General features: G+C 69.7%; 22 protein-coding genes. 17 read left to right on the forward strand and 5 right to left on the reverse strand.

The window, feature by feature from the left end; translation table 11 throughout:
- The first annotated feature begins 4 nt into the window (after positions 1-4).
- On the forward strand, positions 5-820 hold the full coding sequence (locus ACFYWX_RS33515) for an inositol monophosphatase family protein (RefSeq protein WP_389428591.1): 816 nt from the start codon (positions 5-7) through the stop codon (positions 818-820).
- A gap of 62 nt (positions 821-882) precedes the next feature.
- Here ACFYWX_RS33515 and ACFYWX_RS33520 read toward each other — a convergent pair whose 3' ends face one another.
- The gene (locus tag ACFYWX_RS33520) at positions 883-1,056 is read right to left on the reverse strand and encodes a hypothetical protein (RefSeq protein WP_389428592.1); all 174 of its coding nucleotides are present in this window, start codon (positions 1,054-1,056) and stop codon (positions 883-885) included.
- A gap of 416 nt (positions 1,057-1,472) precedes the next feature.
- Here ACFYWX_RS33520 and ACFYWX_RS33525 point away from each other — a divergent pair, with 416 nt between their 5' ends.
- The 4 genes from ACFYWX_RS33525 to ACFYWX_RS33540 all read left to right on the forward strand — a co-directional run bounded on the left by ACFYWX_RS33525 (position 1,473) and on the right by ACFYWX_RS33540 (position 5,029).
- A complete protein-coding gene (locus ACFYWX_RS33525) occupies positions 1,473-2,126 on the forward strand; it encodes a response regulator transcription factor (RefSeq protein WP_007385219.1) in 654 nt (217 codons plus the stop codon).
- A gap of 6 nt (positions 2,127-2,132) precedes the next feature.
- Positions 2,133-3,365 (forward strand): sensor histidine kinase, encoded by a 1,233-nt coding sequence (locus tag ACFYWX_RS33530; RefSeq protein ID WP_389428593.1) that lies wholly within the window; start codon positions 2,133-2,135, stop codon positions 3,363-3,365.
- A gap of 394 nt (positions 3,366-3,759) precedes the next feature.
- Positions 3,760-4,056 carry a DUF4193 domain-containing protein gene (locus ACFYWX_RS33535; protein WP_003993510.1) on the forward strand — a complete coding sequence of 99 codons (297 nt, stop codon included), beginning with the start codon at positions 3,760-3,762 and terminating at the stop codon, positions 4,054-4,056.
- 13 nt (positions 4,057-4,069) lie between these two features.
- Positions 4,070-5,029, forward strand: coding sequence for a hypothetical protein (locus ACFYWX_RS33540; protein ID WP_389428594.1), 960 nt, complete (start codon positions 4,070-4,072; stop codon positions 5,027-5,029).
- Between the two features lie 217 nt (positions 5,030-5,246).
- Here ACFYWX_RS33540 and ACFYWX_RS33545 read toward each other — a convergent pair whose 3' ends face one another.
- Entirely contained in the window at positions 5,247-5,711 is a 465-nt protein-coding gene (locus tag ACFYWX_RS33545; RefSeq protein WP_389428595.1) for a DUF3093 domain-containing protein, read from the reverse strand.
- Between the two features lie 58 nt (positions 5,712-5,769).
- Here ACFYWX_RS33545 and ACFYWX_RS33550 point away from each other — a divergent pair, with 58 nt between their 5' ends.
- The 7 genes from ACFYWX_RS33550 to ACFYWX_RS33580 all read left to right on the forward strand — a co-directional run bounded on the left by ACFYWX_RS33550 (position 5,770) and on the right by ACFYWX_RS33580 (position 12,392).
- A complete protein-coding gene (locus tag ACFYWX_RS33550; RefSeq protein WP_389428596.1) occupies positions 5,770-6,354 on the forward strand; it encodes a PaaI family thioesterase in 585 nt (194 codons plus the stop codon).
- Entirely contained in the window at positions 6,351-6,929 is a 579-nt protein-coding gene (gene dut / locus ACFYWX_RS33555; protein ID WP_389428597.1) for a dUTP diphosphatase, read from the forward strand. Before ACFYWX_RS33550 ends, dut begins: the two co-directional genes overlap by 4 nt.
- Position 6,930: 1 nt before the next feature.
- A complete protein-coding gene (locus ACFYWX_RS33560) occupies positions 6,931-7,695 on the forward strand; it encodes a DUF3710 domain-containing protein (protein WP_389428598.1) in 765 nt (254 codons plus the stop codon).
- Between the two features lie 213 nt (positions 7,696-7,908).
- Positions 7,909-10,482 (forward strand): ATP-binding protein, encoded by a 2,574-nt coding sequence (locus tag ACFYWX_RS33565; RefSeq protein ID WP_389428599.1) that lies wholly within the window; start codon positions 7,909-7,911, stop codon positions 10,480-10,482.
- Complete coding sequence (locus ACFYWX_RS33570; protein WP_389428600.1) at positions 10,479-11,162, forward strand: response regulator; 684 nt, start codon at positions 10,479-10,481, stop codon at positions 11,160-11,162. Before ACFYWX_RS33565 ends, ACFYWX_RS33570 begins: the two co-directional genes overlap by 4 nt.
- A gap of 75 nt (positions 11,163-11,237) precedes the next feature.
- A complete protein-coding gene (locus ACFYWX_RS33575; RefSeq protein ID WP_063768301.1) occupies positions 11,238-11,636 on the forward strand; it encodes an OB-fold nucleic acid binding domain-containing protein in 399 nt (132 codons plus the stop codon).
- Positions 11,637-11,639: 3 nt separating this feature from the next.
- Positions 11,640-12,392, forward strand: a complete 753-nt coding sequence (locus ACFYWX_RS33580) for a DUF3159 domain-containing protein (RefSeq protein WP_389428601.1) — start codon at positions 11,640-11,642, stop codon at positions 12,390-12,392.
- A gap of 55 nt (positions 12,393-12,447) precedes the next feature.
- On the opposite strand, the gene ACFYWX_RS33585 is transcribed toward ACFYWX_RS33580, so the two are convergent.
- The 3 genes from ACFYWX_RS33585 to ACFYWX_RS33595 all read right to left on the reverse strand — a co-directional run bounded on the left by ACFYWX_RS33585 (position 12,448) and on the right by ACFYWX_RS33595 (position 14,959).
- Positions 12,448-13,119, reverse strand: coding sequence for a potassium channel family protein (locus tag ACFYWX_RS33585; RefSeq protein ID WP_389428602.1), 672 nt, complete (start codon positions 13,117-13,119; stop codon positions 12,448-12,450).
- On the reverse strand, positions 13,119-13,787 hold the full coding sequence (locus ACFYWX_RS33590) for a potassium channel family protein (RefSeq protein ID WP_389428603.1): 669 nt from the start codon (positions 13,785-13,787) through the stop codon (positions 13,119-13,121). Before ACFYWX_RS33590 ends, ACFYWX_RS33585 begins: the two co-directional genes overlap by 1 nt.
- A 221-nt stretch (positions 13,788-14,008) precedes the next feature.
- On the reverse strand, positions 14,009-14,959 hold the full coding sequence (locus ACFYWX_RS33595) for a class I SAM-dependent methyltransferase (protein WP_389428604.1): 951 nt from the start codon (positions 14,957-14,959) through the stop codon (positions 14,009-14,011).
- A gap of 334 nt (positions 14,960-15,293) precedes the next feature.
- Between ACFYWX_RS33595 and ACFYWX_RS33600 the strand changes: the two genes are divergently transcribed.
- The 5 genes from ACFYWX_RS33600 to ACFYWX_RS33620 all read left to right on the forward strand — a co-directional run bounded on the left by ACFYWX_RS33600 (position 15,294) and on the right by ACFYWX_RS33620 (position 22,052).
- Positions 15,294-17,339 (forward strand): APC family permease, encoded by a 2,046-nt coding sequence (locus ACFYWX_RS33600; protein ID WP_389428605.1) that lies wholly within the window; start codon positions 15,294-15,296, stop codon positions 17,337-17,339.
- Positions 17,340-17,413: 74 nt separating this feature from the next.
- On the forward strand, positions 17,414-18,757 hold the full coding sequence (locus ACFYWX_RS33605; RefSeq protein ID WP_389428606.1) for a class I SAM-dependent RNA methyltransferase: 1,344 nt from the start codon (positions 17,414-17,416) through the stop codon (positions 18,755-18,757).
- A 410-nt stretch (positions 18,758-19,167) separates the two neighbouring features.
- Positions 19,168-19,968, forward strand: coding sequence for a hypothetical protein (locus tag ACFYWX_RS33610; RefSeq protein WP_389428607.1), 801 nt, complete (start codon positions 19,168-19,170; stop codon positions 19,966-19,968).
- Between the two features lie 60 nt (positions 19,969-20,028).
- Positions 20,029-20,637, forward strand: coding sequence for a hypothetical protein (locus ACFYWX_RS33615; protein ID WP_389428608.1), 609 nt, complete (start codon positions 20,029-20,031; stop codon positions 20,635-20,637).
- The gene (locus ACFYWX_RS33620) at positions 20,631-22,052 is read left to right on the forward strand and encodes a hypothetical protein (RefSeq protein ID WP_389428609.1); all 1,422 of its coding nucleotides are present in this window, start codon (positions 20,631-20,633) and stop codon (positions 22,050-22,052) included. Before ACFYWX_RS33615 ends, ACFYWX_RS33620 begins: the two co-directional genes overlap by 7 nt.
- Positions 22,053-22,352 lie beyond the last annotated feature (300 nt).

Here is a 22,352-nt window from a genome sequence, read left to right on the forward strand (position 1 = left end):
CCCCGTGACCGACTCCCTGCACACGGACCTGCTCAAGCTCGCGCACGAGGCCGCCCGCCGGGCCGGCGAACTGCTGCGCGACGGCCGCCCGGCCGACCTCGCGGTCGCCGCGACCAAGTCGAGCCCCATCGACGTGGTCACCGAGATGGACATCGCCGCGGAGCGGCTCATCACCGGCCTCATCTCCGACCACCGCCCCGACGACGGCTTCCTCGGCGAGGAGGGTGCCGCCAGCGAGGGCACCAGCGGCATCCGCTGGGTGATCGACCCCCTCGACGGCACCGTGAACTACCTCTACGGGCTCCCCACCTGGGCCGTCTCCATCGCGGCCGAGGAAAACGGCGAGACCGTCGCCGGCGTGGTCGTCATCCCGATGCGCGGCGAGACGTACCACGCCGTCCGCGGCGGCGGAGCGTGGGCCACCGGCGGCCGGGAGGGCGAGCGCAGGCTGGCCTGCCGCCCGACCGCGCCCCTGGAGCAGGCCCTGGTCTCCACCGGCTTCAACTACGTCACCGAGGTCCGCGCCCACCAGGCCGAGGTCGCCCACAAGCTGATCCCCCTCCTGCGCGACATCCGCCGCGGCGGCTCGGCCGCGGTCGACCTGTGCGACCTCGCCGCGGGCCGCCTCGACGGCTACTACGAGCGCGGCCTGCACCCCTGGGACCTCGCCGCGGGCGACCTCATCGCCCGGGAAGCGGGCGTCCTGACCGGTGGACGCCCCGGAGAGCGCCCGTCACGCGCTCTGGCAGTCGCGGGTACCCCTGGCGTCTTCGAGCCCCTCCAGCACCTTCTGGAGGACTTCGGCGCCTGGCACGACTGACCCAAGAAAACACAGCAGGGCCCCGGCGCTGGATTCGCCGGGGCCCCACCGTGCTGCGCCGATCAGACGCTGAACGCGCCGACCTCCACACCGTGCTCGTAGGCGAGGCGGCGCAGGTCGTCGAGCTCGGCCTGCTCCACCTCGACGAGGAAGTCGTCGCCCTCGTCGCGAGCCCGCGTCAGGTCGGACTCGGTCGCCCTTATGCGCTGCAGAAGTCCTGCGGTGAATGCGTCCATGCTGCGCCCCCTCGTCCTGGGTCGTGGGTCGATGGCACGGGGGTGTGCCGTTCGGAAGGGGCGATCACGTCTCCAGTAGGTGCCCAGCGCTGCCCAGGCTGGGCGGCGACGGTGCCGGACACCCACGCCCACTCTGCTGCAAGCGGATCGAGGCGTGCCGCATGGTGGTACGGCACATGCAGAGCGTGATCGCGGGGTGTAAAGCCGTCCTCCCCCCGCTCCGTTCCGCGGAAACCTCAACGGAACGAGAAAATCTGACATTCCCCTGCCTCATACCTGCCCTTCAGGCTCCGCTCACCCGTCTTACAGCCGACTTATGGCCGAAAAGGGCAGGATGGAGCAACACACCCGTCAAGACTCCTGCCCGCGTGCGCTCACTGAGTGCTACGCGGGTGGACACAGGAAGGACAAGCGACGTGCGCGTACTCGTCGTCGAGGACGAGCAACTGCTCGCCGATGCGGTGGCCACCGGACTGCGCCGGGAGGCCATGGCCGTCGACGTCGTGTACGACGGTGCGGCCGCCCTGGAGCGCATCGGCGTCAACGACTACGACGTGGTCGTCCTCGACCGCGACCTCCCGCTCGTGCACGGCGACGACGTCTGCCGCAAGATCGTCGAGCTGGGCATGCCCACGCGCGTGCTGATGCTCACGGCGTCCGGCGACGTCAGCGACCGTGTCGAGGGTCTGGAGATCGGCGCCGACGACTATCTGCCCAAGCCCTTCGCGTTCAGCGAGCTGACGGCACGCGTGCGTGCCCTGGGCCGCCGTACGAGCGTGCCCCTGCCGCCCGTCCTGGAGCGCGCCGGGATCAAGCTCGACCCGAACCGCCGCGAGGTCTTCCGCGACGGCAAGGAGGTCCAGCTCGCGCCCAAGGAGTTCGCCGTCCTGGAGGTGCTGATGCGCAGCGAGGGCGCGGTCGTCTCCGCGGAACAGCTGCTCGAGAAGGCCTGGGACGAGAACACCGACCCGTTCACGAACGTCGTGCGTGTCACCGTGATGACGCTGCGCCGGAAGCTGGGCGAGCCCCCGGTGATCGTCACCGTCCCCGGCTCCGGCTACCGGATCTGATCCCCCGTGGCCGCGACACCCGCGCCTCCCCAGGCGCCCCCGAAGCCCACGTGGGACCCCAGGCGGCCGCAGGCCCCGTTCCCGTGGCTGCGCCCGACCATCCGGATACGGCTCACGCTGCTGTACGGCGGCATGTTCCTGATCGCCGGCATCCTGCTGCTGTCGATCATCTACCTGCTGGCCGCGAACGCGCTCAATGTGGGCAGCGAGCTGCCCTTCAAGATCCTCTCGGGTCAGGTGGCCAGCGAGACCTGCAACTTCCCGAGCTCGCCGACCGCGACGGAGCTCAACCGCGCGATGGCCGAGTGCGCGAACGAGCAGCGTCGGCACGCGCTGGACGACCTGCTCAGCCGCTCCCTGCTGACCCTGCTCGGCCTCGCGATCATCGCCTTCGCCTTCGGCTACGCCATGGCCGGGCGCGTGCTGTCCCCGCTCGGCCGGATCACCCGTACCGCGCGCGCCGTGGCGGGCTCGGACCTGTCCCGTCGTATCGAGCTGGACGGCCCGGACGACGAGCTGAAGGAGCTGGCCGACACCTTCGACGACATGCTGGAGCGGCTGCAGCGGGCCTTCACGGCTCAGCAGCGCTTTGTCGGGAACGCCTCGCACGAGCTGAGAACACCGCTGGCGATCAACCGCACGCTGCTCGAAGTGCATCTGTCCGACCCGAACGCGCCCGTGGAGCTCCAGCAGCTCGGCAAGACGCTGCTGGCGACCAACGAGCGCAGTGAGCAGCTCGTGGAGGGGCTGCTGCTGCTGGCCCGCAGCGACAACCAGATCGTCGAGCGCAAGCCGGTCGACCTGGCGGAGGTGGCCTCCCAGGCCATCGACCAGGTGCACGGCGAGGCGGAGGCCAAGGGCGTGGAGATCCGCGGCAAGCGCGAGCCGGCGGTCGTCCAGGGCAATGGCGTGCTGCTGGAGCGGATCGCCCTGAACCTGGTGCAGAACGCCGTGCGGTACAACGTGACCGAGGACGGCTGGGTCGAGGTCCTCACGGAGATCCGGCACGGGCAGGCGGTGCTGGTGGTCTCGAACACCGGGCCGGTCGTGCCGGCGTACGAGATCGACAACCTCTTCGAGCCGTTCCGACGGCTGCGTACCGAACGCACGGGCAGCGACAAGGGCGTCGGCCTGGGCCTGTCCATCGTCCGGTCCGTGGCCCGGGCGCACGGCGGCCACATCGTGGCCACACCGCGCGAGGGAGGAGGGCTCGTGATGCGAGTCACCCTGCCCGTCTGAGATCATGTCGCGACACACGCGGGGATGTTCGCTTTGCGCGGAATTCTCGGGACCCTGTTCTGACGTTTTCGTGTGTGATCGATCACAGGGGCGATTTTCTGGCCATCTACTCTGCGTGATCATGAGTCTCGTCGGAAAGCCGGGAAAATCCGGGTTTTCGGGGGTCCTGATCACGGGAAGTACACGGTGAGACGCCTTTGAAGTGCGGCATTAGGACCGTGTACGGTCCCGATCGCCATCCATGCCGATCACTCTTGAGGAGTCGGGTTGGGTGTCGATTGAGTAACAGACCTTGATGTGAGGCAAAATCTCCGCCTCGGGTCGGGCACAAGTCCGGCCTCTCACGCGTTACGTGCGCTGGAGACACTGCAGACACCCAGAGGGGGAGAGCGACATGGCAACCGACTACGACACCCCACGCAAGACCGATGACGACGTCGACTCGGACAGCCTTGAAGAACTGAAGGCCCGTCGTAACGACAAGTCGGCCTCCGCGGTCGACGTGGACGAATTCGAGGCCGCCGAGGGCCTCGAACTGCCGGGCGCGGACCTCTCCAATGAGGAGTTGGCCGTCCGCGTGCTGCCCAAGCAGCAGGACGAGTTCACCTGCATGAGCTGCTTCCTGGTGCACCACCGCAGCCAGCTGGCCCGGGAGAAGAACGGGCAGCCGATCTGCCGCGACTGCGACTGAGGACGGGTCGGCCGTGACTGGCTCGACCCCTCCTCGGAAGCGCCGCTTCCCCCTACGGGGAGCGGACAAAGGGCCGTCCGACGGCCCTCACGGCGTGCGTGACGACGAGCGGGGCTCATCCCACGGGGAAACGGTCCCCGGGGGACAGGCCTCGCTCGAACCGGCGGATGGCCGGACTGACCTCCCGGTGCCGCTGGAGAGCCCCGCGCCCGTCGCCCGGCGACGGGCCGCGGCGATGCGGGGCAAGGCCGGCGAGATGGCCAGGGAAGGCATCCGCAAGGGCGGAGACCGCGCAAAGGCGGGCTTGGCGTACCTCGCCGACCGGATCATCGAGATTGCCCCGCGCGTGCCCGTACGCGACCTTCAGGCGCTCCGCAGGCAGTTCCCGGGCCTGGGGCCCGAAGAGCTCGCCGACAAGCTCGTGGCGGGTGCAGCGAGCGCCACGGCGACGGTCGGGGCGGGGATCGGTGCGGCGGCGATGCTGCCCGTGCCACCGGCGATGCCGGCCGAACTGGCCGCGGAGATCACCGGGGTCGCGGCGATCGAGCTGAAGCTCATCGCCGAACTTCACGAGGTGTACGGCCTGCGGCCGCCGGGGAACCTGAAGGACCGCAGCACCGCCTACCTGCGCTCGTGGTCGGGGGAGCGCGGAATCGACGTGATGAAGCCGTCGTCCCTGGACTCGGCCCTCGGGGGCCGGATGAAGCGCGAACTCCGCCAGCAGATCATGAAGCGGATGGTGCGCGACCTGCCGAATCTGATGCCGTTCATGGTGGGAGCCGCCGTCGGGGCGGTCATGAACCGGCGTGACACGAAGAAGGTCGCGGCACGCATCCGGACGGACCTGCGGAAGATGCAGGTGTCCTGGGACGCGCTGCCCGCTCTGCCGCCGCTGGAGACGCCGGCGGACCCCCTGGCCATCGGGGAGATCCCCAGACAGCTCGGCCGGCGCAAGGACCGCCGCAGGGGCTGACGGCGCGCGGGCGGTTCTAAGGGGTCCTTGCACCATGCCCGCCCGGGTCGCGCGGCCTGGCACCGCACCTCGCCGCGTTGCCGAAGAGCCCTAGAAGCTCCTCCCCCACTCTCGGCTTCGCTCGAGCGGGGGGACCCCCATCGAGGGCTCTCCGGCGCCTTGCGATGCACGGCACCAGACCACGCGACCTGATCGGGCGCTCATTGTGCAAGGACCCCTAAGCCGCGGCAGCCCGGGCGGTCTTGAGGGCCTCCGCCAGGCGTTCCGGCTCCCGCGTCGACAGGTACAGGTACGGCGTCGGGTCAGCGGGGTCGGTGACCTCCACGCGCAGGGCGGTGGGGATGTAGGAGCGCAGCAGCAGGAACGCGCGGGTGTCCGCCTTGTAGGTGCGCCAGGCCCGGGCCTCCTCCGCGTCCAGGACCTCCGCCTCGCCCAGGGCCGTGACCGGGATCTTCGCCTCGCCCGCGAGCAGGGAGTCCCCCACGACCCGGATGCGGATCGAGCCGTACGAGCTGGCCGCGACGGCCGCGGCCGCGGTGCCGCCAACCAGGCCGGCGAGCAACGGCAGCGTGCCGAAGGGAAGCAGGACGAGGGCGAACGAAACCCCCACCAGGAAGGAGATCAACCACCAGGAGCGGGGGGCCGTGAGACGTTCTTCGTACGGGGCCGCGGAGAGCTGCATGGAGCCAAGCTTGGCACGGTGTCCGGATGTGGCCGACGCGCGGGTAAGGTCTGCGGCTGTGAGTGGTACTTCCGCAGCTGTCGATCCTCCCGCCGACGCCGTGAAACCGGTGCGGCACCCCGACGCTCCCGCGCCCGGTGAGCTCCTCGGTGCCCACTACGAACAGTGTTTCGGGTGCGGCGGTGAGCAGTCGCACGGGCTGCACCTGGAGGCGCGGGCCGGCGAAGGGGTCACCATCACCGCCGAGTTCACCGTGCAGCCCGCCCACCAGGGGGCTCCCGGACTCGCGCACGGCGGAGTCCTCACGAGTGCCCTCGACGAGACCCTCGGCTCGCTGAACTGGCTGCTGCGCACGATCGCCGTGACCGGCCGGCTGGAGACCGACTTCGTGCGGCCCGTGCCCGTGGGCACCACGCTGTACCTGGAGGCCGAGGTGACCGCGGTGGCCGGGCGCAAGATCTACTCGACCGCGACCGGCCGCGTCGGCGGCCCCGACGGGCCCGTGGCCGTGCGGGCCGACGCCCTCTTCATCGAGGTCAGGGTCGAGCACTTCGTCAACCACGGCCGCGAGGAAGAGATCCAGGCCGCGATGAGCGACCCGGACCAGGTCCGGCGCGCCCGCGCCTTCGAGGTGAACCCGTGAGCCCCGCGAGCCCCGTGAGCCCCGTCGGCCGTGAGTCCCTGAACGTCCTGATCCGGCGCGTCGACCCCGACGTACCGCTTCCGACGTACGAGCACCCCGGCGACGCGGGGGCCGATCTGCGGACCACCGAGGGCTGCGAACTGAGGCCGGGCGAGCGGGCCGTGCTGCCCACGGGGGTGTCCATCGCGCTCCCGGAGGGGTACGCGGCCTTCGTGCACCCGCGTTCGGGGCTCGCCGCCCGATGCGGTGTCGCCCTCGTGAATGCCCCGGGGACGGTTGATGCCGGGTACCGTGGGGAGATCAAGGTGATCGTGGTGAATCTCGACCCGCGCGAGTCCGTGCGGTTCGAGCGCTTCGACCGGATTGCCCAACTGGTCGTCCAGCAGGTCGAGAGGGTCCGCTTCCAGGAGGTCGCGGAGCTTCCCGATTCGGTGCGGGCCGAGGGGGGCTTCGGGTCCACCGGTGGCCACGCCGCGGTGGACGGCGCAAGTGGCACAAGGGGTCAGGCCGCCGTAGGCGGCGCGACGGGTGGGAATCGATACGCTTCGGTCGTATCCGACCGGGAAGGACAGTGACGTGTTCGGACGTCGCAAGAAGAGGGATGCCGCCGAGGACGCGGCCGGCGAGGCCGAGCAGGTCGTCGACAGTGTCGACACTGAGGCGGACGAGGAAGAGGGCGAGCGCGAGCGGGTGAGGCTCGAGCCGGAGCCGCGGCCCGACGGGCCCTGGGACGACTCCGAGGTCCGTGACCCGGCCGAGGGCCGGGTGGATCTCGGCGGTCTGTTCGTGCCGGGGGTCGACGGCATGGAGCTGCGGGTCGAGGTCGCGGGCGACGCGATCGTCGCGGCGACGGTCGTCCTGCGCGACAGCGCCGTCCAGCTGCAGGCCTTCGCCGCGCCCAAGCGCGAGGGCATCTGGGGCGAGGTGCGCGAGGAGATCGGCGCCGGGATCACCCAGCAGGGCGGCATCATCGACGAGGTCGAGGGCCCGCTGGGCTGGGAGCTGCGCGCTCAGGTACCGGTACAGCTGCCGGACGGCACGGGCGGATTCCAGGTGGTGCGGTTCGTCGGTGTGGACGGGCCCCGCTGGTTCCTGCGCGGCGTGATCTCGGGGCAGGGCGCGGTGCAGCCGCAGGCCGCCGGTCTGCTGGAGCAGATCTTCCGGGACACGGTCGTGGTCCGCGGGGAAGGCCCGATGGCGCCTCGCGACCCGATCGTCCTGAAGCTGCCGAACGACGCTCAGATGGTGCCCGAGGGAGTCCAGCAGGACGATGGCTCGTCGCGCTTCTCCGGCGGCATGGGGCAGCTCCAGCGCGGCCCGGAGATCACCGAGGTCCGCTAGCGGGCTGAGCCGCACAGGGCCGTGCCACAGGGCCGTACCCCTCGGGGTGCGGCCCTTTCACATGCCCGGGTTCACTTGCCCGGGCTGTTCGCGTCCGGGGCGTCAGGGTTGTGTCAAAGGTGTCCCCTGAGCCACCCGGCGTCCCCTTTGTCGGCATCGTTGGCCGTAAGGTCGACGCTGCGTAGGCAGGGGTTACCGGAAGACAATGGGGACATGGCACGCGGCAAGCTGCGGATCTATCTCGGCGCGGCACCGGGCGTGGGCAAGACCTACGCGATGCTGTCCGAGGCGCACCGGAGGGTCGAACGGGGCACGGACTGCGTGGTCGCCTTCGTGGAGCACCACGACCGGCAGCGCACCGAGGTGCTGCTGCACGGGCTCGAGCAGGTCCGGCGCAGGCAGCTCGACCACCGGGGCACGTCCTTCACCGAGATGGACGTCGACGCCGTCCTGGCCCGCCACCCCCAGGTCGCCCTGGTGGACGAGCTGGCCCACACCAACGTCCCGGGCTCGCGCAACGCCAAGCGCTGGCAGGACGTGGAGGAACTGCTCGTCGCCGGGATCGACGTGGTCTCGACGGTGAACATCCAGCACCTGGAGTCGCTGGGCGACGTGGTCGAGTCGATCACGGGGGTGCGGCAGCGGGAGACCCTGCCCGACGAGGTGGTCCGCCGCGCCGACCAGATCGAACTGGTGGACATGTCGCCGCAGGCGCTGCGCCGGCGTATGGCACACGGCAACATCTACAAGCCGGACAAGGTCGACGCGGCCCTGTCGAACTACTTCCGGCCGGGCAACCTCACCGCGCTGCGCGAGCTGGCGCTGCTGTGGGTGGCGGACCGCGTCGACGAGTACCTGAAGCAGTACCGCAGCGAGCACCGGGTGTCGGCGATCTGGGGTTCCCGGGAGCGGATCGTGGTCGGTCTGACCGGCGGTCCCGAGGGGCGGACGCTGATCCGGCGGGCGGCCCGGCTCGCGGAGAAGGGCGCCGGCGGCGAGGTGCTGGCCGTGTACATAGCGCGCAGTGACGGACTGACCTCCGCCTCACCCAAGGAACTGGCCGTGCAGCGCACCCTCGTCGAGGATCTCGGCGGTACGTTCCACCATGTCGTCGGCGACGACATACCGGCCGCGCTGCTGGAGTTCGCCCGCGGGGCCAACGCCACGCAGGTCGTTCTCGGCTCCTCGCGCCGCAAGAGCTGGCAGTACGTCTTCGGGCCCGGCGTCGGCGCGACGGTCGCCCGGGAGTCGGGGGCCGACATCGACGTGCACATCGTGACCCACGACGAGGTCGCCAAGGGGCGCGGGCTGCCGGTGGCGCGGGGCGCGCGGCTCGGGCGGGCCCGGATCATCTGGGGCTGGGCGGTCGGCGTGGCCGGCCCGGCGATCCTGGCGGTGCTGCTGAACACGGTCCACCTCGGGTTCGCCAACGACATGCTGCTGTTCCTGACACTGACGGTGGCGGCGGCGCTGCTCGGCGGCCTCCTGCCGGCGCTCGCCTCGGCGGCCTTCGGGTCGCTGCTGCTGAACTACTTCTACACACCGCCCCTGCACCGGCTGACGATCGCCGACCCCAAGCACATCGTCGCCCTAGCGATCTTCGTGGGCGTCGCGGTGTCGGTCGCGTCGGTGGTGGACGTGGCGGCCCGCCGGACCCATCAGGCGGCGCGGCTGCGCGCGGAGTCGGAGATCCTTTCCTTCCTCGCGGGTAACGTCCTGCGCGGCGAGACCAGCCTGGAGGCGCTGCTGGAGCGGGTGCGCGAGACCTTCGGCATGGAGTCGGCGGCCCTGCTGGAGCGGCACAGCGACGTCGACCCGTGGACCTGCGCGGGACACGTCGGCCTCGGGCGGCCGGTGGACCGGCCCGAGGCCGCGGACGTGGACGTGCCGGTCGGGGACCACATGGCGCTGGCGCTCACCGGCCGGGTGCTGCCCGCCGAGGACCGCCGGGTGCTGGCCGCGTTCGCCGCGCAGGCCGCCGTGGTGCTGGACCGCCGCCGCCTCCAGGAGGAGGCCGACCGGGCCCGCACGCTGGCCGAGGGCAACCGCATCCGCACGGCACTTCTGGCCGCCGTCAGCCATGACCTCCGTACGCCCCTGGCCGCGATCAAGGCGGCGGTCTCCAGCCTGCGATCCGACGACGTGACCTGGTCGGAGGAGGACCAGGCGGAGCTGCTGGAGGGCATCGAGGAGGGCGCCGACCGGCTCGACCACCTGGTGGGCAACCTGCTGGACATGTCACGGCTCCAGACAGGTACGGTCACCCCGCTGATCCGGGAGATCGACCTCGACGAGGTGGTGCCGATGGCGCTCGGCGGGGTCCCCGAGGACAGCGTGGACAGCGTCGACCTGGACATCCCGGAGAGCCTGCCCATGGTCGCCGTGGATCCGGGGCTGCTGGAGCGCTCGGTGGCCAACCTGGTCGAGAACGCCGTCAAGTACAGCCCGCCCGGCGGGGCCGTCCTGGTCGCCGCCAGCGCCCTCGCCGACCGGGTCGAGGTGCGGGTGGTCGACCGGGGGCCAGGTGTGCCGGACGAGGCGAAGGAGCGCATATTCGAGCCCTTCCAGCGCTACGGTGACGCTCCGCGCGGGGCGGGCGTGGGCCTCGGCCTCGCGGTCGCGCGCGGGTTCGCCGAGGCCATGGGCGGCACGCTCGACGCCGAGGACACGCCCGGCGGCGGCCTCACCATGGTGCTGACGCTCCGCGCTGCGGGACCGCGCGTGGACGTCCTCGAAGCGGACGCCGCACAGGTACGTCCCGTGGAACCGGAAAGGCAGGTCTCATGACCCGGGTGCTCGTGATCGACGACGAGCCGCAGATCGTGCGCGCCCTCGTGATCAACCTCAAGGCGCGCAAGTACGAGGTCGACGCGGCACACGACGGCGCCACCGCCCTGCAGCTGGCCGCCGCACGCCACCCCGACGTGGTCGTCCTCGACCTGGGCCTGCCCGACATGGACGGCGTCGAGGTGATCAGGGGCCTGCGCGGCTGGACACGTGTTCCGATCCTGGTGCTGTCCGCCCGGCACTCCTCCGACGAGAAGGTCGAGGCGCTGGACGCGGGCGCCGACGACTACGTCACCAAGCCCTTCGGCATGGACGAGCTGCTGGCGCGGCTGCGGGCCGCGGTGCGCCGTGCCGAACCGACCGGGGACGATGAGGACGACGTGATGGTGGAGACCGGTGAGTTCACCGTCGACCTGGCCGCGAAGAAGGTGAACCGGGGAGGGAAGGACGTACGGCTGACGCCCACGGAGTGGCATCTGCTGGAGGTGCTGGTGCGCAACACGGGGCGGCTGGTCAGCCAGCGGCAGCTGTTGCAGGAGGTGTGGGGGCCGTCGTACGGGACGGAGACCAATTACCTGCGGGTGTACATGGCCCAGCTGCGGAGGAAGCTGGAGGCCGATCCGTCGCACCCGAAGCACTTCATCACCGAGCCGGGGATGGGGTACCGGTTCGAGAAGTGAGCGACGTGAGCCGCCTCCCACGAGGGCTCCGCCCAGGAGTACGTCGCCGTCAGTGGGCCCCGGTACGCTTCAGATATGACTGCTGTTCCTCGTTCCGAAAAGCCGGTGGGCCGGTTCCGGCGCATGCTCGACCGGCTTTCCTCGTCCCAGGAGGACCTGGAGTCGGAGGAGCTGCGCGAGGACGCCGAGACCGCGGGATGTACGCGCATCGGCGACTGTCATGACCGGCAGATCGTGACGGTTACTGGTACCTTGCGCACGGTCACCCTGCGGCCCCGCGCGGGCGTCCCGGCCCTGGAGGCCGAGCTGTTCGACGGTTCCGCGGCGCTGGACGTGGTGTGGCTCGGCAGGCGTTCCATAGTCGGGATAGAACCGGGGCGCAAGCTGATCGCATCGGGCCGGATCTCGATGAGCCGCGGCCGCCGGGTGCTGTTCAACCCCAAGTACGAACTCAGGCCCCTCGGACGGGAGTAGCCGGTGACGTCGCTCGACAAGCCGACCGAAGACACTCAGCAGCAGGACGCCCGGGCGGTGACGGAGGCAGCGCTGTTCGAGGCGTTCGGCGGGGTCCGGGGCATGGTCGAGACCGTGGTGCCGGGCCTCCTCTTCGTCACCATCTTCACGATCAACAAGGACCTGCACATGTCCGCGATCGCCGCGCTCGCGGTGTCGCTGGTCCTGGTCGTGGTCCGGCTGGCCATGAAGGACACCGTGAAGCACGCCTTCAGCGGTGTCTTCGGCGTCGCCTTCGGTGTGGTCTTCGCGATGATGACCGGCAACGCCAAGGACTTCTACCTGCCCGGCATGATCTACACGCTGGGTCTGTCGCTGGCGTACATCATCACGGCCCTGTGCGGTGTGCCGCTGATCGGTCTGATGCTCGGCCCGGTCTTCAAGGAGAACCTGTCCTGGCGCACGCGGAACCCGGGCCGCAAGAAGGCGTACACCAAGGCCAGTTGGGCCTGGGGACTGATCCTGCTCGCCAAGTGCGCGATCCTCTTCCCGCTGTACTGGTGGGCGGACACGGCGCAGCTGGGCTGGGTGCTGGTGGCGTTGAAGATTCCGCCGTTCCTGCTGGCCGTGTGGCTGACCTGGGTGTTCCTGGCGAAGGCGCCCGCGCCGATCGACGTGTTCGCGGAGATGGAGGCGGCGGAGAAGGCCGAGGAGGAGAAGGCCGACGAGGAGAAGGCGGCCGCGGAGGCCGGAGGGCGGCACCGGCGGGACGCCTAGCGCCCGGTGCCCTCAAACGCCGGTCGGGCTGGAATGCCCGACCGGCGTCAGCAGGCTACGCGTCCTCCCGGCGCACCGACAGCAGGTCCTCCAACTGTTCCTCCCTCGCCTGCGCGGCCACGAAGAGCAGCTCGTCGCCCGCCTCCAGGGAGTCGTCCCGGGAGGGGGTGAGGACGCGGGTGCCGCGGATGATGGTGACCAGGGAGGTGTCCTCGGGCCACTCCACGTCGCCGACCTGGGTGCCGGCCAGGGCGGACTCCTCGGGCAGGGTGAGTTCGACGAGGTTGGCGTCGCCGTGGCTGAAGCGCAGCAGCCGGACCAGATCGCCGACGCTCACCGCCTCCTCGACCAGGGCCGACATCAGGCGCGGGGTGGAGACGGCGACGTCCACGCCCCAGGACTCGTTGAACAGCCACTCGTTCTTCGGGTTGTTCACACGGGCGACGACGCGCGGGACGCCGTACTCCGTCTTGGCCAGCAGGGAGACGACCAGGTTGACCTTGTCGTCGCCCGTCGCGGCGATCACGACGTTGCAGCGCTGGAGCGCCGCCTCGTCGAGAGAGGTGATCTCGCAGGCGTCGGCGAGCAGCCACTCCGCCTGCGGGACACGCTCGACCGAGATGGCCGTCGGCGCCTTGTCGACGAGCAGGACCTCGTGGCCGTTCTCCAGGAGCTCGCCCGCGATCGAGCGGCCCACCGCACCGGCTCCGGCAATGGCGACCCTCATCAGTGACCGCCTTCCTGCGGGCCCTCGGCGAACGACGCCTCGATCTTCTCGACGTCGTCCGTACGCATCATCACGTGCACCAGGTCGCCCTCCTGCAGCACCGTCTGCGAGGTGGGCAGGATCGCCTCGCCGAGGCGCGTCAGGAACGCCACACGGACGCCCGTCTCCTCCTGCATCTTGCTGATCTTGTGGCCGACCCAGGCGGCCGAGGCGTGCACCTCGGCGAGCTGGACGCCGCCGGTGGGGTCGCGCCACAGCGGCTCGGCGCCGGACGGCAGCAGGCGGCGCAGCATCTGGTCGGCCGTCCAGCGGACCGTGGCGACCGTCGGGATCCCCAGGCGCTGGTAGACCTCGGCGCGCCGGGGGTCGTAGATGCGGGCGGCGACGTTCTCGATGCCGAACATCTCCCGGGCCACACGCGCGGCGATGATGTTGGAGTTGTCGCCGCTGGAGACGGCGGCGAAGGCGCCGGCCTCCTCGATGCCCGCCTCGCGCAGCGTGTCCTGGTCGAAACCGACTCCGGTGACCCGGCGGCCGCCGAAGGAGGAGCCCAGGCGTCGGAAGGCGGTGGGGTCCTGGTCGATCACGGCGACCGTGTGCCCCTGTTGCTCCAGGGTCTGGGCGAGAGCGGAACCCACTCTGCCGCAGCCCATGATCACGATATGCACGGCCTTACACCACACTCCCCGCAGGCCGTGCGGCCTGCGTCAACGTCTTGCTCATGTCCCTCTCTCGGCTTGCCGGGCAACGGGCGCGGCCTGCTCGGGCCGCCAGGCACCATCATGCCGGTGATTCTCGGCCATGCCCCTGTTCGGGGCCGGGGCGCCGCCGCGGACTGCCGTTTCCAACGTATCGGTCGGGCGGAAGCGGGGCGGAGAGGCCCGAAGTGTCAGGGCTGCGGGGGATTGGTCCACACGCGTACGTCCGTGCTCGGGAGGCCGACCTCGAAGCCCCCGTCGACGGCGTGGCGCGCGAGCAGCGCCCGCAGGCGGGCGTCGAACTCCCCAAGGGCCTCGCCGAACAGGTGCGGGGCCGAGAACGACATGGAGTACTGCTCCGCGACGACGTCGTCGACCGTCCGGTGCAGCGTTCCCCCGGCCTTCACCACGATCCGCCGGGGGCCGACGAAGCCCGCCCGCGCCAGTACGTCCTCCTCGCCGCCGGGGGTGCCCTGCGGCAGCAGCCGGCGGCCGGCGCGTCTGACCTCGCCGAGGAACTCACGGACGAGCGTGTCGATCTCCGTCCGGGGGATTCCTCCGTCGTGCGGCCGCTCGGTCTTCACGTCGGCGATGTGCACGAGGTGGCCGCCGGTCCGAAGGGCCCTGCGCAGGTTGCGGGCGACGCGGCCGCGGTCCATCCAGTGGAACGACTGTGCGAAGACGGCCGTGTCGATCTCCCCGTCGTCGAACAAGACGTCCTCGGCCGGTCGGGTGAGCCAGGTGATGGTGGTGATTCCCGCCGCGGCGGCGAGCTCCCGGCCCCGCTCGACCATGTCCGGGTCGGGATCCACGGCCACGACCCGCGCGAAGTGCCCGGCGAGGGGGCGGGCGAGCGTGCCGGGCCCGCAGCCGAGGTCCGCGAGGGTTCCCGTGCCGTCGAGGGCCAGCTCGGCGGCGAGGGCGTCGGCGAGGCCGTCCGCGTACGGCAGCCGACCGCGCTCGTAATGCCCGGCCACCCCCTTGAACAGGTGGTCGTCCCATGCCTCGAACAGGGGCGCGTCATGGGGGTGCTCGTGGTGGGGGTGCTTGTCCTCGGGGTGCGCGTCGTGGGGATGCTCGCCGTGGGGGTGCTCCCGATTCCGCGCGTGGTCCTGATCCCCCGCGTGCTTCTGATCCGGCACAGCCGTCCTCCCATCCGGCACAGCCGGCTCCCGTGCGGGGCCGCCCCTCGGCCGGTTCCGTAACGGGCCTTCCCATTCAGCGGCGAGTGATGCTCCGCACGCTCCACACAGTCAGGAATCCGAGGCCGAGGAGCGCGGCGGCGGCGCCGACGAGCACGGCGATCGCGGGCATGGAACCTCCTGAGGACGAGGACGGACGGGGTTCAGCCATCTAGGCACGGGGGTGGCCATGGCCGCGGAATCCGTCGCGTTCCGGGCCCCGGATTTCACTCGTGAGGCAGAACAGGGATGGCAGGTGGGCTTGCCCGTGTTCGACGCCGTACGATCCTCTGTTGTGTCCAAACTGACCGACGTGCCCAAGCGGATTCTGATCGGGCGCGCACTGCGCAGTGATCGGCTCGGAGAAACGCTCCTGCCGAAGCGCATCGCCCTACCCGTTTTCGCCTCCGACCCGCTGTCCTCCGTCGCGTATGCGCCCGGCGAGGTGCTGCTGGTCCTGTCCATCGCGGGCGTGTCGGCGTACCACTTCAGCCCCTGGATCGCGCTCGCCGTCGTCGTGCTGATGTTCACGGTGGTCGCCTCCTACCGGCAGAACGTCCACGCCTACCCCAGCGGCGGCGGCGACTACGAGGTGGCGAACACCAACCTCGGTCCCAGGGCGGGCCTGACGGTCGCCAGCGCGCTGCTCGTCGACTACGTCCTCACCGTCGCCGTGTCGATCTCCTCGGGCATCGAGAACCTCGGCTCCGCGATCCCCTTCGTCGTCGAGCACAAGACGATCTGCGCGGTCGCCGTGATCGTGCTGCTGACGCTGATGAACCTGCGCGGCGTCAAGGAGTCCGGAAAGCTCTTCGCGATTCCCACGTACGTCTTCGTCGCGGGCGTCTTCATCATGATCGCGTGGGGCGCGTTCCGCGGGATCGTGCTCGGCGACACCATGCGGGCGCCGACGGCGCAGTTCCACATCGAGGCCGAGCACCAGGGCCTCGCGGGCTTCGCCCTCGTCTTCCTGCTGCTGCGCGCCTTCTCCTCCGGCTGTGCCGCGCTCACCGGCGTCGAGGCGATCTCCAACGGTGTTCCGGCCTTCCGCAAGCCCAAGTCGAAGAACGCGGCGTCGACGCTGGCCGCGATGGGCCTGCTCGCCGTCACCATGTTCTGCGGCATCATCGTGCTCGCCCTGGTCACCGACGTGCGGATGGCGGAGAACCCGGCCACCGACCTGCTGAAGAACGGTGTCGCGGTCGGCTCCGGCTATGTGCAGAACCCGGTGATCACCCAGGTCGCCGAGGCGGTGTTCGGCAAGGGCAGCTTCCTGTTCATCGTGCTGGCCGCGGCGACGGCCCTGGTGCTGTTCCTGGCGGCCAACACCGCCTACAACGGCTTCCCGGTGCTCGGCTCGATCCTTGCCCAGGACCGCTACCTCCCGCGCCAGCTGCACACCCGCGGCGACCGCCTCGCCTTCTCCAACGGCATCGTGCTCCTCGCCGGCGCGGCCACGCTGCTGGTGTGGATCTACGGCGCCGACTCGACCCGTCTGATCCAGCTGTACATCGTCGGCGTGTTCGTGTCCTTCACCCTCAGCCAGACCGGCATGGTCCGGCACTGGAACCGCCACCTGGCCACCGAGACGGACCCGGCCAAGCGCCGGCACATGGTCCGCTCGCGCGCCATCAACGCCTTCGGCGCCTTCTTCACCGGCCTGGTCCTGGTCGTCGTCCTCGGCACCAAGTTCACCCACGGCGCCTGGGTCGCCCTGCTCGGCATGGTGATCTTCTACGTGACGATGACCGCGATCCGCCGCCACTACGACGGCGTCTCCGCGGAACTCGCCGCCCCCGAGGGCCCCAGCGACGACAGCGTCCGTCCGTCCCGCGTCCACTCGGTGCTGCTCGTCTCCAAGATCCACCGCCCCGCCCTGCGCGCCCTGGCCTACGCCAAGCTGATGCGCTCGGACTCCCTGGAGGCGCTCACCGTCAACGTCGACCCGGCCGAGACGAAGGCGCTGCGCGAGGAGTGGGAGCGGCGCGCCATCGACGTACCGCTGAAGGTGCTCGACTCGCCCTACCGCGAGATCACGCGGCCGATCATCGAGTACGTCAAGAGCCTGCGCAAGGAGTCGCCGCGCGACGCGGTCTCCGTGATCATCCCCGAGTACGTGGTCGGCCACTGGTACGAGCACCTGCTGCACAACCAGAGCGCCCTGCGGCTGAAGGGCCGGCTGCTGTTCACTCCGGGCGTGATGGTGACGTCGGTGCCGTACCAGCTGCAGTCCTCCGAGGTGGCCAAGAAGCGGGCCCGCAAGCGGCAGGACTGGAACGCGCCGGGGTCGGTGCGTCGGGGGCCTGCGGAGCGGGCGAAGGAGTCCAGCGGCAAGAACTGACGTGCGCGGGAAACACGTAGACTGGTCGGCTGTTGTCCGGCCGTACCCCCTTGACGTTGTGGAGTCACCCCGCCATGCAGGCAGAACCGAAGAAGTCTCAGGAGGGGAACTCCCTGGTCGGGGAGGAGTACGAGGTCGAGATCGGCCCCGTCGCCCACGGCGGCCACTGCATCGCTCGTACGTCCGAGGGGCAGGTGCTGTTCGTCCGGCACGCGCTGCCGGGTGAGCGGGTCGTGGCCCGGGTGACGGAGGGCGAGGAGGGCGCCCGCTTCCTGCGCGCGGACGCGGTCGAGGTGCTGACGGCGTCGAAGGACCGTGTCGAGGCGCCCTGTCCCTTCGCGGGCCCCGGCCGCTGCGGCGGCTGCGACTGGCAGCACGCCAAGCCGGGCGCCCAGCGCCGCCTGAAGGGCGAGGTGATCGCCGAGCAGCTCCAGCACCTCGCGGGCCTCACGCCCGAGGAGGCCGGCTGGGACGGCACGGTGATGCCGGCCGAGGGCGACAAGCTGCCGGCGGGTGAGGTGCCCGCGTGGCGGACGCGCGTGCAGTACGCCGTCGACGCCGAGGGCCATGCCGGTCTGCGCCGGCACCGCTCGCACGAGGTCGAGCGGATCGACCACTGCATGATCGCCGCTCCGGGTGTCGACGAGCTGGGCGTCGAGAAGCGCGACTGGACCGGCATGGAGTCGGTCGAGGCGATCGCGGCGACGGGGTCGCAGGACCGCCAGGTGATCCTCACGCCTCGGCCCGGCGCGCGCCTGCCGATCGTCGAGCTGGACCGGCCCGTGTCCGTCATGCGAGTCGGCGAAAAGGATGGCGGCGTCCACCGCGTCCACGGCCGCCCCTTCGTCCGAGAGCGCGCCGACGACCGTACGTACCGCGTCGGCAGCGGCGGCTTCTGGCAGGTCCACCCGAAGGCCGCGGACACACTCGTGACGGCCGTCATGCAGGGCCTGCTGCCGCGCAAGGGCGAGATGGCGCTGGACCTCTACTGCGGAGCGGGGCTGTTCGCGGGCGCGCTCGCCGACCGGCTCGGCGAGAAGGGCGCGGTGCTCGGCATCGAGTCCGGCAAGCGGGCCGTCGAGGACGCCCGGCACAACCTCGCGGGCTTCGAGCGGGTGCGCATCGAACAGGGCAAGGTCGAGAGCGTGCTGCCGCGCACGGGGATCAGTGAGGTCGACCTGATCGTGCTCGATCCGCCGCGGGCGGGGGCGGGGCGGAAGACGGTGGAGCACCTCGCTTCTCTGGGGGCGCGGAGGATCGCGTACGTGGCGTGCGATCCGGCGGCGTTGGCGCGGGATCTGGGGTACTTCCGGGATGGGGGGTATCGGGTGCGGACGTTGCGGGCGTTCGATCTGTTTCCGATGACGCACCATGTGGAGTGTGTTGCGATCCTTGAACCGGCCGCAAAGGGCTCCTGACCTGCGGTTTTGTGCGTGCGCATTATGCGCGGTGTGGGCGTTACAGGTGATATCTTGACGCTGAAATGACGCTCGTGACGCTCATTTGACGCTCGTTCTGATGGGGTGTCAGACGACTTTTTGGCAGCTCAAGTACTTTCACGCTGACCAGAATCGGTGACGCGTCGAGGACTGGTGACGCTCTCGATGATGCAGCCGTAAGTCCCAGCGGGACTCCGGCGGCAAGGAGCCGCTCTTCCGGGTCTATACAGGGCGCGCCCGTGCGGTGTGGGCTGGAGGCTGTGGAACGACGGCCTGCTCCGAACGAACGGCAGTGTGCGCTGCTTGAGCGGCTCGCGGCTGGTGAGGAACCAGGAGCCTGGGCGCCGGGGGAGTGGCGCTCGACGCGTGCCCTGCGTGACCGTGGGCTTTTGACGGTGGACAAGGGCGGCGGTGCTGCCCTTGTGGAGGTCACGGAGGCCGGCCGTTTCTATCTCCGTCATGGCCGCTATCCCGACGAGGCGGAGCCTGCTGACCGCGGTGAGCCGTCGGTGCTGGCCGAGTCTCCGGCGCCGTACAGCGAGCGGCCCGTCGCCCGTGCGCGGCGTGCGAAAGCTCGCGAGTTGGTCGAACGGCTCCTCGCCGAAGGGCACGTCCGGTTCGCCCATGCCGATGATGAGGAGATCGCGGAATGGCGGCGCGTCGTCAACTACGCGAAACGGCACGGCATGGAGCCGGTGGGCAAGCGCATCGAGAAGGTGCCGTACGGTCTGCTCGGGCTGGAGTTCTTCCTCGCGGAGGGCCCGCATCCCAATGCCCGGAGTCAGCGACCGAAGGCGGGCGCGTCGGCGGTCTGGGTCCCCATGCGGCTGGCGTCCCTTCACCCGGTTGTAGCTGCGCTCAAGGACAACGCGAGGCAGTTGGTGATGCCGCCTGCGCTGTGCCGCAGGTCGCTTCTGATGCTGCAGGGGCTGGCCGCCGAGGCGGCGCGGCGAGGGCACGAGGTACGGAAGGTCGGGTCGTCCTACTTTCCGCGTGAGGGCGGGGTGGACGTCGTTGTCGACGGCTTCGCGTATCCGGTCACCATCAGGCAGGAGTTTCCAGAGTCCACGGATCCGGAGCGGTCCGCGCGTCTGGTCGTGGAGGTCGCCCACGGGCTGACCGGCAGATCCGGCCGCTGGCGGGACCGTAAAGGGATCGCAACCGTAGTCGTTGCCGACGACCACTTGTGAGTAGCTGCCAGATTTCTTGCACTCTGTATCGGAGATGGTACGTAAAGATACTCTTGCGCCGTGCCGGGTGAAGAAGAGCACGTCAAGGGCGCCGAGGCGGTGCAGCGGGTCAAGCGGTGGCTTGAAGGCACCATGCGTGTGTCGCAGTCCTACACCAACATTGATGGTGCGTGGGCGCGGAAGCTCACCTTGCGGTGGCCGAACGGCAACGAGAGGCCCTTCTCGTACGACCTCGGCGGGATGATGCGTGGCGGCGAGTGGGACGGGCAGATGTTCTGCGCCGAGGTGAAGTGGCGCAAGACCGCGAGCGACCAGGGCCCCGCTTATAAGAGCTTCCTGGCCAAGTGCTACGTGGCGCTGAGCCAGGAGTACATGCTCGGAGACCACTACATGTGGATCAGCTGGGCGCCCTTCCGTGCCAATGACTGGGACCTGCTCACCAGCCCGCAGATGATCCGCGAAGCCGTACTCGCGGAGTCGCTGCGGATCTTCGGCATCGACGATCCGGAGGCGGCTGCCGAGTCGATCAAGGACGAGCTTGTGGAGGACTTGTCCGAGCGGCTCTGGCTGGTCGTGATGTCAGAGAAGCAGGAGAAGCTGGTACCGCTGGACGACTGGCGTGGAGTCGTCGCCAACTTCTACAACAGCCAGGGGAGGTCGTCATGGTGACGCCGGTGGCGCCGGAGATCGACAGCGCTCTCGACCACCCCGATCCGCGGCAAGCGGTCGAGCGCGTCAAGGACGTGGTCCAGCGGCGCCTTCTGGACGTGTACCCCACCGTGCGGATCGTGCGGACGGACTTCTTCAACCACACCTACGTGCCGGACCTGTTGATGACGTGGAGCTCCGGCACCCGCAGGTCCGAACGACGCGTCTACCTTCGTGCGTCCTCTGATCCAAAACTTCTGGCATCGGATGTTCAGCTCTTCGAGCGTGAGCAGCATCCGCTGGTCGTGCCACTTGCCCACCTCGGGTCCGGGCCTGCGCGAGACCAGTTGGAGACCGTCGCTGAGGAGCATCACACCCTTGTACTCGATCCTTCCGGACTCGGGGCGCTACCTGCCCGCACCCCTACGCGGACGCCGACCGCTTTGGCGTCCGACGCGATCGTCGAGGGCGGTCGCGGCATCATGGGCGAGCGCCAGGTGGAGCGCTTCCTGCACACGGTCGGTACGGGTGTGGAGGCGGCACGTGAGGGCCAAACCGACCCCACTCGCCTGGCTCTCTCAGAAGTCTTCCGGCACACCGTTCCGGATGTGTCGCGTCGCATGTCCACGTTGATGGCGGCCATGTGGCAGGGCAGCGGCCGGTCGTTGGCCGAGTTCCCGGCCAACGTGCCTCACCAGACGTCCCTCGACGAGGCTTCGCTGAGTCTGCTCCTCTCCTCTCCGGAGATCACGGATGAGGCTTTCTGGCGTCGCATCCGACCGCTCGTGGACGCCAAGACGCTGCTGCGCACCGAGATTACGGACACACCCAACCTCCAGCGGTTGATGCGCAGCGCAGTGCAGACGTGGAAGGGGCACGTGTGCATGGTGGTCGAACGGGAAACGGCGAGGGCCAGCGGCGCATGGCGCTGGGTCATCGACGATGGACATCTCGGCCTGCGCGGCCCCGACTTCGTGGCCTTCGTGGCCGCCAGCCGTAAGGATCTCCATGCGCCCGAGGAGTACGAGGTACCCCTGCTGGCCGAGGTCCGGGAACGTGCCGCCAGGTTCGCCATCCCCTTGACCTCGATCCGGATGTTGATGACCAATCGCAGCATCGGCTACGACGCCCCGGGCGAAGACGTCACCCATGATCCGCAACTCGATGGGATCAGCGCCGCGTTGGGACAGGAGGAGGGCGTGGTCGAAGCGCAAGCACTCACCCTCACCCGCGTTCCTCTGCGGTGCAATTTCGTCAGCAGGACTGCCAGCCCACCGGGGGCGCGGGCCCTCGTTCCATATGCCGAGCTGCTGGGCACAACACTTCGGTTGATCCTGGGTTTGGATGCCGAGAATGCCGCGCAACTCGAGAGCTTGCTCGACACAGGCGAGCCGGTTCCAGCTCGTTGGGAGCAAACGGATCTCTTCGACGGCTGATGCCCATCACGACGGAACTTGCGAGGGCTCCGTCGACGGTTTCGGTCCACGCTCGCCTCATGGACTAATTGGCGCAGCCGTCGATTTGATTGTGGCGATTCGCTGGCGAGTGGGCGCCTGCCCCGATTTGTGATTAACCTGCGTTCGTAATCCCTGAAATCGGGGGTATTCGGATCGTCATCCAAAAGACACGCTGGAGGTATTAAGAGGTCGTCTCATTTGGTCCGGTAGATAGTGTGTCTTCGTGGGGATCGTTGAGCGCCTGGTGCCGGATGAGATGTGGGAGCTGTTCGAGCGGGT

It is taken from the genome of Streptomyces sp. NPDC002888 (assembly GCF_042888465.1).
Lineage (GTDB): Bacteria > Actinomycetota > Actinomycetes > Streptomycetales > Streptomycetaceae > Streptomyces.